Genomic DNA, 11981 nt, shown 5'->3' with positions numbered 1-11981 from the left:
AAGCATCACGGGGGCAGGCGCTATTTGCCCCCGAACCAGCCCGGATTACCGTGACTCCTCTCCTACCGTAACGATCACCCTCACCGCGTCAAGGCGCAGGCGAGTGCCTTCGATGGCCTCGTCCAGCGCCTGACGCTCGTCGCGCAGCGCTTTGATCTCGTCGTCGCGAACCGCCGGGTTGTGGCGTGCCAGGGCGATGAGGCGCGCAAGCTCGCCGTCCAATTCTTCACGCATGCGCGTCTGGGCCGCTTCTGTGATGGAGGGCAGCTCGCGCTCCGCTTCGACCTCACCGCGGTCGAGCAGGTCACGGAGCACCTCGAGGCGGCTGCGTATCAAGTCCCGGGCAATGGCCTTCTTGACCTTCTGAAGGTTCTTCGAAAGCCCCGTGAAAGAGATCCTGTCGGTCAAGTTGGCGCCGGACTCATCGAGCAGCACGCGCACCGCGGTGGGCGGCAGAAAGCGGTTGAGATGCAGCTTTCTCGGCGCGGGGCAGTGGGTGCGAAACACCAGTTCCACCATGATCCGCCCGGCGGGCAGCGTCGGGTGCTTGAGCAGCGCAAGGGCGGTATTGCCCATGGTGCCGTCGAGGATGCGTCCCATCATCTCGCGCAGCAGCGGGTGCTCCCAGGAGAGCCGCTGGACATCGTCACGCGATAGGGCGCGCAGTCGCGAGAAGGTCGCCGAGAATCCCTCTTCGCCCTTGGCCAGGCCGGGCAACCCATCGAGCATCTGGGGGCTGGGATGCAGGTGCTGGATGCCGCCGCCCAACTCCTGGCTGTCGACCCCGAAGATGTCCAGTGCCAGATCCAGATAGCGGGGCAGGGTGCGGTCCTCATCCAACTCACGGATTGCCGTGGCCACCGCCTCGGCGCGATCACCGCGGCAGGCGTTGAGCTCCAGCAGCCGGTTGCGACCGGCGTCGCGGTCGGCCAGGCGGCTTTCGAAAAGCGTACGGGTCTCCTCGATCACGTCTGCCATGGCGTCGTTGTCGAGCAGCGCCTCGGCCAGGGTGTCGCCGAAAGCGGCGAAGAGCTCACTACCGATACCGTGGGGGGCGCTGAAGGCGTCCATGCCGTCACGGTACCAGCGCAGCAGCTTCTCGCCGGGGCTGCCCTCGAATACGGGTACGTGAAGCTCGATGGCGTGGCGCTGACCAATGCGGTCCAGGCGACCGATGCGCTGTTCCAGCTGATCGGGGTGAAGGGGCAGGTCGAACATCACCAGGTGGCGGCAGAATTGGAAGTTGCGCCCCTCGGAGCCGATCTCCGAGCAGACCAGCACCTGGCAGCCCTCCTCCTCGTCGGCGAAGGCGGCGGCGGCGCGGTCGCGCTCCACCAGCGAAAGCCCCTCGTGGAACACCGGAGCGTGGTAGCCGCCCAGCACGCGCAGCGCCTCTGCCAGGCCCTTGGCGGTTTCGCGATCGTGGGCGATCACCAGCACCTTGTCGTTGGCCAAGCCCGTGTCGCTGTCGTCCGCCAGACGCTCAAGCAGCCAGTTGACGCGGGGATCGATTTGCCACCAGGGCTCTTCGTTGAGCGGGTCGTCGATCAGTGCCCGATACATGGCGTCCAGGTAAATCAGTACCTCGGGATGGTCGAGGCCGGTCTCGATCAGCAGCTCGTCCAGATAGTCCTCGTCGCGCTCCAGCCGGCGCAGCACTCGTCGGTAGGCCGAGGGCAGGGGCAGTTCGGTGACGTGCAGGTGACGCTCGGGGAAGCCGCCCACGTGGCGGCGGCTGTTGCGAAACATCACCCGCCCGGTGCCGTGGCGGTCCAGGAGCTGGTCGCGCAACTGATTTAAGGCGGCACCATGCTGCGCCTCACTGGCTTCGAGGTTGGCCAGCGTATCGAGCAGCGCCAGGCTGTCGGGCTCATCGATCACCGCGGCCACCCGGGCGCGATCCTCCGGCGTGCCGGGCAGGCGCTCCAGGGCATCGATCGCTTCGGCCACCTCCACATAGTGGGACTCCTCCTCGCGGAAGCGCGCCAGGCTGTGGTAGCGGTCCGGGTCAAGCAGGCGCAGCCGGGCGAAGTGGCTGGCGAGACCCATCTGTTCCGGGGTGGCGGTCAGCAGGAGCACGCCCTCGCTCTCGCCGGCCAGGCGCGCCACGCAGGCGTAGCCGGGGCCTACCTGCTCCTCGCTCCAATCCAGGTGGTGGGCCTCGTCGACGATCAGCAGGTCCCAGACGCATGCCAGGGCCTGGGCCTGACGATGGGGGTTGGCGAATAGCCAATCCTGGCTGGCGAGGATGATCTGGCCCGCCTCGAAGGGGTTGGCATCGCCGTGGGCCTGGCTCTGCTGCTCATCGAGCAGGGTCACCTCCAGGGCGAAGCGGCGCAGCAGTTCCACCAGCCACTGGTGGCAGAGGCTCGCCGGCACCAGGATCAGCGCCCGCTCGGCGCGGCCGGTGAGCAGCAGGCGATGCAAAATCAGGCCCGCCTCGATGGTCTTGCCCAGCCCTACTTCATCGGCCAGCAGCACCCGCGGGGCGTGTCTGCGGGAGACCTCGTCGGCAATGTAGAGCTGGTGGGGAATCAGGTCGATGCGCGGCCCGGCCAGTCCCAGCGCCGGGTTCTGCTCGATGCGGTGGTGGTGGTGCAGGGTGCGAAAGCGCAGGTCGAACCAGTCGTTACGGTCAACCTGGCCGGTCAGCAGACGGTCGCGTGCCTGGTCGAACTGGGTCGTGTCGGCCAGCCGGGCCTCGGGCAGCTCGTGCAGCTCGCCCTCTGCGTCTTCGCCGATGTAGACGATCAGCCCGTTCAGCTCCTTGGTGTCGTCCACGGTGAGTGTCCAGCCCTCGGCATCGCGGATGCGGTCGCCGCTGCCGAACACTACCCGGGTCAACGGGGCCTGGCGGCTGCTGTAGGTGCGGGTTTCCTGGCTGGCGCCAAACAGGACGGTAACGCTGCGGGCATCACAGCTCAGGATGGTGCCCAGGCCGAGTTCGGCCTCGCCGTCACTGATCCAGCGCTGGCCGGGTGAGAAGTCGCTCATGATGCCTCGGAGGATGCTGAAAGGGATGCGCTCATGGCCGCCGGGACGCGGCGGCGGAACAGGGCGAGGTATCTTACAGCAAAGGCCGGCGCGGCTTAAGGGGCAGCGTGATGGCGGTCGAGCCAGGCGCCAAGCTGGGCCCGGGAGAGCTCACCCACGTGACGCTCCACGGCACGCCCGGAGGTGTCGAACAGCAGGGTGGTAGGAAGCCCCGGAGCCTCCAGCAGCACCATCAGTTCCTGGCGGGGATCGAGCAGCGGATAGCGGAAGGCCAGCCCCTGGTCGTCCAGGTAGCGAAGCACCTGCAGCAGCTCCTCGCCCTGGTTGGCTACTACCACGCTGACCCCTTCCCGGGCGTCGGCCTCAGCCAGCAGCGGCAACTCGCGCAGGCAGGGTGGACACCAGGTGGCCCACAGATTGAGCACCACCGTCTCCCCCTGCAGCTCGCGCAGGTTGATGGCCTCGCCATCGAGTGTCTCTAGGGTCAGGTCGGGTAGCTCGCCCACCGGCATGCCGCCGCCCAGCGGCACCAGAGTGACCAGTACCAGCCAGAGGCTGGCGGTGCCTACGGTCAGCGCCATGGCGCCGATCAGCCGAAGCAGATGCTGGCGCAGTGTCCAGCCGGTCCACAGCAGTGCGGCCAGCAGCCCCCACAGGCCGTGAAAGCCCGGCTGCCAAAGCTTGAGGATGTCCAGCGGAGCCGCGGCGTAGGCGTCCAGGTGCAGCAGCACGTGTCCGGTGCGTGCGCCGACCAGCCAGGACAGCACCAGGCCGTTGAACCAGCGGGCGTGCTCGCCGCGTGGCAGCCCCAGCAGCCAGGCGCTCAGGGCGAGCAGCAGCAAGGCGGCGCCCAGCGCGTACAGACGCGGTACCGAAATCAGTACGGGACCGAGGGCGATGGCATCCATGGGGCGGGCTCCTGAGCGATGACGCAGAGTCGGGAAGATGCAGGGTCGGCGACCGGCGCGCTAGCGGGTACAATTGGACATCAGCGCAGGCAAGATGCTGCCTGCGCTGATGTCTTATTCTTGCCAAGCCTACTGTTGGCCGGCATGGCTGTCATCCGTTACCCACCCTCGTCACGGGAGCCTTCATGGCCAAGCCAGCTTTCGACACCCTGCGCGCCCTGGCCATCGCCAGCCAGGCATTGGGCTTCATCCTGATCCTCACCCTGGAGACGATGATGGGTGACGCTGCCCGCTTCTGGCAGGGCTGGACCCTGGCGGCCATGGTCACCAGCGCGCTGTGTATTGCGCTGGTGCGTCTCTACCGCCGCAACAGGGCGCGCAAGTCCCTGGCGCGACGTCTGGCCGATGATGACGGCGACGCCTGAGGCCTCTTGCTGCGCGTGGAGGCCGAGTCTGATCCGGTTGATCCCGCTCGGCTGCCTCATCACGTTATTGCGCTTTCTCCCTGTTCTCCCTGGGAGCTGGCGTGGAACTGTCTGGACCGCTGGGAAGCGATAGAGGAAAGCATGCGATGAACACCCCCGAGACCCGTGACGACAAGGAGGCGAGCCAGGAACAGGAGCTGCGACAGGCCCGGCGCGAGCGCCTCAAGATCACCGTCGGCCTGCTGCTCGGTCCCCTGGCGGCAGCGCTGCTGCTGTGGGTCGAGGCACCGGCGAGCATCCCCCCGGCGGCCTGGCAGGTGGTGGCGCTGACCGCCTGGATGGCGGTGTGGTGGGTGCTGGAACCGGTACCGATTGCGGCGACCGCGCTGTTGCCTGTGGCGCTTCTGCCCTTGCTCGGCGTGGGGACGATCCAGTCGGTGGCCGTGCCCTACGCCAATCCGCTGATCTTCCTGTTCCTTGGCGGCTTCATGCTGGCCGAAGCGATACAGCGCTGGGGGCTGCACCGGCGTATCGCCATGCTGGTGCTGCGCATCTCGGGCAGCCGGCCGGATCGTCTGGTGGCCGGCTTCATGCTCGCCACGGCGGCGCTGAGCATGTGGGTCAGTAATACCGCTACCGCGGCGTTGATGGTGCCCATCGGCCTCTCGGTGCTGGCCATGCTGGAACGCCAGGGCGGCGCGGGGGCGACCCACAACATGGCGCTCACCCTGCTGCTGGGCATCGCCCTGGCGGCCAACATTGGCGGCATGGGCACGTTGATCGGCACGCCGCCCAACGCCTTGCTGGCCGGCTTCATGGGCGACAGCTACGGGATCGAGATCGGGTTCGCCCAGTGGATGGCAGTGGCCGTGCCCCCCTCGCTTCTGCTGCTGGTACTGGCCTGGTGGCTGTTGACCCGCCTGGTTTACCCGGTGGAGCGTAGCGAGATGCCCGGTGTGTCAGAGATGCTGGCCGACCAGGCCAGCGATCTAGGGCGCATGACACGACCCGAACAGCGTGTTGCCGCGATCTTTGCCCTGGTAGCCCTGGCCTGGGTCACTCGCCCGCTGCTGGAGCGGGCCCTGGGCGTGGAACTCAGCGATGCCGGTATCGCCATCATCGGTGCGCTGCTGCTGTTCGTGGTGCCGGCACGCTGGCGCCAGCGTCAGTTCCTGATGGACTGGGACAGCGCCAAGCACCTGCCCTGGGGCGTGCTGATCATGGTCGGTGGGGGGCTGAGTCTCGGGACTGCCATCGAGGAGAGCGGCCTGGCCGCGGTGGTGGCCGAGGGTCTCGGTGCCTTCGGCAGTTGGCCTACCTGGACCATGGTGGCCATGGTCTCGTTGGCGGTCATGCTGATGAGCCACGTCACCAGCAACACCGCTACCGCGGCGGCGATCCTGCCGCTGACCGCCTCGCTGACCGTCAGTCTGGGAGCCAGCCCGCTGCTGCTGTCGGTGCCGGTGGCCATGGCGGCGAGCTGCGCCTTCATGCTACCGGTCGCCACCCCGCCCAATGCCGTGGTGTTTGCCAGCGGCAAGCTCAGCGTCGCCGAAATGGTTCGCGCCGGGGCCTTGATCAGCGTCGCGGCCCTGATGGTCATCACCCTGGTGGTGTTCGCCCTGGCGATGCCGATCCTGGGTTTCGGCTGGGGGGCTTGATCCAGGACATTGCCGATCGGCCGCGAGCGTCTAGGCTGGAAGCAAGGGAGCCTTGTATCCCGCTTTCACGCCTTACAAGAAGGATAGACATCCCATGTTCAAGACCATACTGGTTCCGGTTGACGGCTCTAGCCATGCCGAGAAAGCACTTAGCGTTGCCGCTCAGCTGGCCCGAGCGTCTTCCGCGACCCTCCATCTGATGACCGTCGCCGAGTTTCCCCCCGATAACATTGGCCTGTTCACCGGCGGCACTCCTGAGCCCTTCTCCGAGGTCGAGCGCGAGAAGCTTGCCGAAGGTATGAAGCAGGAGGCCCACAAAGTCATCGATAAGGCACTCGCCGCGGTCGATCTCAACGGCATCGAGGTCAAGGAAGTCATGCGGCAGGGGCGTCCGGCCGATCTGATCAACAAGGAGGCCGAGAAGCTGGGCGCCGATGTCATCGTCATGGGCAGCCGTGGGATCAGTGACATGCGCGGCATGGTCTTCGGCAGCGTCTCCCACAAGATCAGCCACATCGCCGACTGCACCGTTATCACCGTAACCTGATCAAATCCCGCCCCCTCCAACGAGATGCCGTGCCGGGCGAGCTTTTTACTGCTCAACGTCCGGCACGGCGCCAACGCGCTGTGGGTGCCTTCAGGGGTGGCGAAAGCAGCGTCAGGCAGCCATTGGACGCTAGCTAAGTGGCCAAGGTGTTCAGAACCGTGGAGATTAAGCCCCCGCTCTTTTCCTGATACGTATCAGCATGGAAAGAAAAGTGCGTCCACTGGCACTGGCCGTCCGAACAGGTAGCCCTGGAAGGTACGGCAGCCATGCGCCAACAGCCACGACCGCTGCTCCTCGGTTTCGACCCCTTCGGCGATCACCGCAAGATGCAGGCTCTCGGTGAGAACGATGGTGCTGGCGACGATGGCCGCGCTCGCCTCGTCTTCCAGCAGGTCGTGCACGAAGGACTGGTCGATCTTGAGCTGGTCCAGAGGTAGGCGTTTGAGATAGGAGAGCGACGAGTAGCCGGTGCCGAAGTCGTCAAGGGAGAAGGTCACCCCGTATTCTTTGAGACGTATCATGCTCTCGCGGACATCATCGGGATCCTTGACGAAAAGACTTTCGGTCACCTCGAGCTTGAGCCGCGCAGGGTCAGCGCCGGTGCGGTCCAGGGTGGCCAATACACGTTCGACAAACTGCTCTTCGCGGAACTGCTGGGGGCTGACGTTTACCGAGACCGTGAGATCGGCCCTGGCAGGATCCCCTGCCCAGGCCACCAGTTGACGACAGGCGGTCTCCAGCACCCAGTTGCCGATGGGCACGATTAGCCGGTTTTCCTCAGCCAGGGGAATGAACTCCCCGGGAGAGATCATGCCGCGCTGCGGGTGCTGCCAGCGCAGCAATGCCTCGACGCCGATCATGCGTCTCTCAACGTCCACCTGTGGCTGGTAATGGATCAGGAACTCGTTGTTGGCCAATGCCTGGCGCAGGTCGCCCTCAAGCCGGGCACGCGCATGAAGCTGGGCCTGCATGGCAGGATCGAAGAAGCACTGGCTATTGCGCCCGCTCTGCTTGGCCTGAAAGAGCGCCATATCCGCCTGCTGGAGGATCTCGTCAAGGGTCGTGCCGTGATCACGATAAATCGTGACGCCGATGCTGCCGGTTGTCGTCACCGAATTCCCGGCCAGGATGAACGGTGAACGGAGCGCCTCGAGCAGTTTATTGGCGATGCGTTCCGTCACAACCCCCACTCGCAGCTGGTCACTACCCAAGTCGTGCAACAGCACGGCGAATTCATCACCCCCCGGTCGTGCCAGGGTATCGTGCACACGCAACACCTCGCACAGACGTTTTCCGATCTGTTGCAGCAACTGGTCGCCGGCATGGTGCCCAAGGGTGTCGTTGATCTGCTGAAAGTTGTCCAGATCGATGTAAAGAAGCGCGCCAAACTGACCGCTGCGATAGCTATCTTTGAGCGCACCCTCGAGACGGTCCAGCATCAACCGGCGATTGGGCAGCCCGGTCAGGGGGTCGTAGAAGGCGAGCTGATGGATCTCCGCCTCGGCGGCCTTACGCTCGGTAAGGTCGTTGAACGTGGCCACAAAGTGGGTCAGATCTCCAGCCTCGTTGTGCACCGCGCTGATAGTGAGCCACTCGGGGTACACCTCGCCGTTCTTGCGCCGGTTCCAGATCTCACCCTGCCAGCTGCCCTTCTCGTGCACACACGCCCAAAGATGCTGATAGAAGGCTTCGTCTTGTCGGCCGGAACTGAGCAGGTTCGGATTACGGCCAAGCACCTCCTCTTCGGTGTAGCCGGTGATGCGGGTAAAGGCACTGTTGACCTTGAGGATATTGGCCTTAGCGTCGGTGATGGTCATGCCCAGATGGGTCTCGAAGGCCATTGCGGCGATGCGCAGCTGGGCGGCGGCGGCGCGGGACTGCGTCACATCACGCACCACGGCCAGCACCCCGCTGAACCCCTCATTCTCCTCGGATAGAGGGCTCAAGATGACATGGAAGTCGCGAGGCACACCGTCCAGGATAAGGCGATACTCGGTCTCCACCGGCTCGCCAGTGGTCTGAAGATCGGCCAGGGCCCGGTTGATTTGCTGCACCACGACGTCGGGCAAGACGTCGCTATAGTGTCGCTGCAGCAGGTCTCCGGTATCCGTAAGCAACTGATCCGGATCAACGGCATGAACATAGACAAAGCGTCCCCGGCCATCGAACACGAAGATCATATCCTGCATCGAATTGATCAGGGCCTTCAGCCGCGCCTCTCGATCCTGCACTTTGCGTCGAGACTGGTCGAGCTCCACAAAATGCCGGCGAAGCACATCCTCTAGACGCAGTCGGTTGAGGTAGTGGCGCAGCAGCCACCATCCCAGCGCCGCCACTACCAGATAGATACCGACCAGCAGCCAGAGCCGCTGCCACCAGCCCGCCAGTAACACCTCGAGTTGCTCACCAACTACCACCAGGAATGGCAACCCTTCCACCCGTCGCATGGTGTAGAGGCGCTCGCTGCCATCCAGCGGCGAGGTCGTGCGCAGGGTCGTCGTTGCTTCGCCGCTGGCAAGGAAGGCACGCGTCAAGGGCTCGGTGATCGGCGTGCCGAGTATATCCATGGCGTCTCCCTCACCAAAGATCGGCCGGCGGGTGATCAGACGCATTTCGGTATCGACGATGGCGATGCTCTCACCCCGGGTCATGTTCAATCGCTCAAGGACCTCACCGAAGATGACGGGGTTGAGCTGCAGCACGGCCAGGGCTCGAAGGTCACCCTCCGGGCCGGTGAGGCGCCGGGCATGCACCACATGAAAGTTCTGGCTCAGGGCCGACCAATAGAGAGGAGTGACCAGTTCATCGCGCTCGATGCTAGCCTGCAAGGCCCGGAAATAGGGCAGGCCACTGACGTCGAAACCAGGCGGCCAGTAGGCCGCAGAAGAGGCAATAACATGCCCCTGGGCATTGACTAGGGTTAGCTCGTCAATGAAGGCGAGCCGGTCACGCTGACCGGCCAACAGGGCTTCGACGTCTGCCGGGGCGAGTGACGAATCCTTCACGACCCGCGCCAGAGGAGCGTCATACAGCTGTGAAAGACCTCCCAGCGCGTGATCGCTCACGGCGAAGGTCGTGGCCACCCACTCGGCCACCAGATCGGCCCGAGCACGAGTAAGCTCGCGGCCTACTTCAAGGTCACCCCGATGCTGGTCCAGAAGGATGCTGGTGAAAAACAGCAGCAGGGCCAACAAGGCGACCAGGTAGAGAGCGATGGCACGTCGACGTAAGCGCCAGTGGTCGCGTTCGAACCATTCCTCGTTGGTGTGAGACAGTACGTCATCCATATCCCAGAACATCCTTGCGTCAGCCCAGCAAGCTCAGCTTATCGGCTTCGTAACAGACATGCGCTCCAACGAGGCGTTTTGCCTACTCGACGTTTGTCGCTTCGGCTTCCACTTGGTTGCGGCCCCCTTCCTTGGCCCGATACATGGCCTGATCGGCCCGGGCAACCAGCGTCTTGCGACTGTCCCCGGGGCGCCAGGTGGCCACGCCGATGCTGATGGTCACTCCGCCGAGATTGCCCAGGTCCAGTTCTTCAGCGCTCTGCCTGAGGCGCTCGGCGAGATGCATGCCGCCGACCAGGTCGCAATCGCTGGCCAGCACGATGAATTCCTCGCCGCCCCAGCGGCCCAGGTTGTCGGTGGGGCGCAGCCTGTTCTGCAGGACACGGCATAGCGTTATCAGCACCTCGTCGCCGGCCTCATGGCCGTATGCATCGTTGAAATGCTTGAAGTGATCGATATCGAATAGCAAAACCGCAAAGGGCCTGTCATGGCGCTCCGCGGCATTGAGCGCCGCGTCGATTGCTTGCTCCATCCGGTAGCGGTTCCAGATGCCGGTCAGGCCGTCGTTGTAGGCAAGGCTCTTGAGCTTTTCATTGAGCTTGTTGATTTCGTGGCTGGAGGTCAGCACGGCCAGGTTCTTGGCGAGGTCCCCGGCGGCACGGCACTCGATGGCGCGCCAGGCGAGGCTGCGCCCCCTGACCTCTTCCTGCCACTGGGCAAAGGAACGGCGGGGCGTCAGGACCAGCTGCCCGTCGCGGATCATGGGGGTATCCTCGGGCTTGCCGGCCCAGCGCTTGCTGTGGCGTTGCTCGGGGCGAAAGAACATCAGCCAGTGGGCCGACTCGGCGGGCAGGGCCACGGCAAGCAGCCCGCAGAGATCGCCCTCCTGCCAAGGCGCCAGGGGTGTCTCTCCCAGGGCCTGGGTATGCCAGGGCGCATCGCGGCGCTGGTGTCGGCCGAGCCAGTTGGCCATGGCGATCAGATTCTCCTCGGCCGGCAGGGCTCCCGTGCCAATGCTTTGCTTCCCGTTAACCAGGGCGATGCCACTGGCATCCAGGAGCTCGAGCCATCGTCCGCCCTGGTGCTGGATCAGATCATCCGGTCCGAAAAGGTGTTTTTTTTCATAGGAGAAAGTCTCGTTGCTCTGATGGATGGCGTGAAGGAGGCCGGTGTCTGCTCGCGCCAGCAGTAGCATCATTCGCGGCATGGTGACCTGAACCAGGGCACACAGCGCATCACGCAGGTCGGCTTCGATTGGCCTGGGTGCCAGACCGTGACAGGCTAGCAGCCCCCAGAGTTTCCCCTCTTCGTGCATGGCCACCGATAGCGAGGCACCGACGCCCATGTTGGTGAGGTACTCCTGGTGAATCGGCGCCACGGCGCGCAGCACCCCTCGCGACATGTCCAGTGGCAATGCCTCGTCAGGGCCACAGGGTGGCACCAGGGGAACCGGAGACGCCAGGGCATCGGGGATACTGCGCACCCTGTTCATGTCATAGAGGCGTCGTACTTGGGAGGGGATATCACTGGCTGGAAAGTAGTGATCGAGGAAGCTCTCCGCCGCGGGCAGACGGGTCTCGGCGATCACCCGACCGTTCCAGTTCTCGTCGAACCGATAGACCATCACCCGCTCGTGGCCGGTCAACTCTTGTACCCGTCGCGTCAGAGTATCGAAAAGGGTATCGATGTCGTCTATCTTCCCCACTTCGACCAGCCAGTCGTTCACCTTGTCCAACAGGCGATGTCCTTCCGGGTACATCTCGAATTCCATTTCCACGACGAACGCGTCGCCACTGGGATAAGCCACTACATGGTAACGGTGGCGTTTGCCCTGCACATCGACCTGAGCGGTGGCGGTAAGAACGGAAGCCGAGCTGTCCTGCTTCACCAGTTCAGTGTCGAGGAGATCCATCAACTCGTCGCCCAGTACCGTCCTGGGCTCGCCGGCCAGGACATCCGCCACGCTGATGCCCAGAAAATCCTCGATATTGGCACTGACCTGGCGAATGCGTCCCAGGTCGGCATCCAGGCTCACCAGGCACCCCATTGGCTGGATGGCCCCGGGGATATGCACTGGTTCACGAGCACAGGCCTCGAGGGCGGCGGCGATCTCGGCATCACTGTAATGGGTGTTGGGCATGCGCGAACTCCAGGCGGTG

General features: G+C 64.5%; 7 protein-coding genes. 3 read left to right on the top strand and 4 right to left on the bottom strand.

The genetic code is table 11. The features are described from left to right. Nucleotides 1-45: 45 nt before the first annotated feature. Both rapA and ACFODV_RS15910 read right to left on the bottom strand, forming a co-directional pair. The gene (gene rapA / locus ACFODV_RS15915) at nucleotides 46-2994 is read right to left on the bottom strand and encodes an RNA polymerase-associated protein RapA (RefSeq protein ID WP_379761199.1); all 2949 of its coding nucleotides are present in this window, start codon (nucleotides 2992-2994) and stop codon (nucleotides 46-48) included. Between the two features lie 95 nt (nucleotides 2995-3089). Continuing rightward, on the bottom strand, nucleotides 3090-3902 hold the full coding sequence (locus ACFODV_RS15910) for a TlpA family protein disulfide reductase (protein WP_379761197.1): 813 nt from the start codon (nucleotides 3900-3902) through the stop codon (nucleotides 3090-3092). Between the two features lie 185 nt (nucleotides 3903-4087). Between ACFODV_RS15910 and ACFODV_RS15905 the strand changes: the two genes are divergently transcribed. The 3 genes from ACFODV_RS15905 (at nucleotide 4088) to ACFODV_RS15895 (ending at nucleotide 6535) form a co-directional block, all read left to right on the top strand. Next, nucleotides 4088-4327, top strand: coding sequence for a hypothetical protein (locus ACFODV_RS15905; protein ID WP_379761195.1), 240 nt, complete (start codon nucleotides 4088-4090; stop codon nucleotides 4325-4327). 146 nt (nucleotides 4328-4473) lie between these two features. Next, a complete protein-coding gene (locus tag ACFODV_RS15900) occupies nucleotides 4474-5988 on the top strand; it encodes an SLC13 family permease (RefSeq protein WP_379761193.1) in 1515 nt (504 codons plus the stop codon). A gap of 94 nt (nucleotides 5989-6082) precedes the next feature. Continuing rightward, nucleotides 6083-6535, top strand: a complete 453-nt coding sequence (locus ACFODV_RS15895; RefSeq protein ID WP_379761191.1) for a universal stress protein — start codon at nucleotides 6083-6085, stop codon at nucleotides 6533-6535. 194 nt (nucleotides 6536-6729) lie between these two features. Here ACFODV_RS15895 and ACFODV_RS15890 read toward each other — a convergent pair whose 3' ends face one another. Both ACFODV_RS15890 and ACFODV_RS15885 read right to left on the bottom strand, forming a co-directional pair. Further along, nucleotides 6730-9822 carry a bifunctional diguanylate cyclase/phosphodiesterase gene (locus ACFODV_RS15890; RefSeq protein WP_379761189.1) on the bottom strand — a complete coding sequence of 1031 codons (3093 nt, stop codon included), beginning with the start codon at nucleotides 9820-9822 and terminating at the stop codon, nucleotides 6730-6732. Nucleotides 9823-9904: 82 nt separating this feature from the next. Then, complete coding sequence (locus tag ACFODV_RS15885; protein ID WP_379761187.1) at nucleotides 9905-11962, bottom strand: diguanylate cyclase; 2058 nt, start codon at nucleotides 11960-11962, stop codon at nucleotides 9905-9907. Nucleotides 11963-11981: the final 19 nt, after the last annotated feature.

Source organism: Halomonas tibetensis (genome assembly GCF_042643535.1).
Classification (GTDB): domain Bacteria; phylum Pseudomonadota; class Gammaproteobacteria; order Pseudomonadales; family Halomonadaceae; genus Halomonas; species Halomonas tibetensis.
This window is presented reverse-complemented; position numbering and strand designations above follow the sequence as displayed.

What these genes read in the sequence shown, in the direction of transcription:
- ACFODV_RS15900 (WP_379761193.1), top strand. Translation starts at nt 4,474, where the DNA reads ATGAACACCCCCGAGACCCGTGACGACAAGGAGGCGAGCCAGGAACAG.
- rapA (WP_379761199.1), bottom strand. Translation starts at nt 2,994, where the DNA reads ATGAGCGACTTCTCACCCGGCCAGCGCTGGATCAGTGACGGCGAGGCC.
- ACFODV_RS15895 (WP_379761191.1), top strand. Translation starts at nt 6,083, where the DNA reads ATGTTCAAGACCATACTGGTTCCGGTTGACGGCTCTAGCCATGCCGAG.
- ACFODV_RS15910 (WP_379761197.1), bottom strand. Translation starts at nt 3,902, where the DNA reads ATGGATGCCATCGCCCTCGGTCCCGTACTGATTTCGGTACCGCGTCTG.
- ACFODV_RS15890 (WP_379761189.1), bottom strand. Translation starts at nt 9,822, where the DNA reads ATGGATGACGTACTGTCTCACACCAACGAGGAATGGTTCGAACGCGAC.
- ACFODV_RS15905 (WP_379761195.1), top strand. Translation starts at nt 4,088, where the DNA reads ATGGCCAAGCCAGCTTTCGACACCCTGCGCGCCCTGGCCATCGCCAGC.
- ACFODV_RS15885 (WP_379761187.1), bottom strand. Translation starts at nt 11,962, where the DNA reads ATGCCCAACACCCATTACAGTGATGCCGAGATCGCCGCCGCCCTCGAG.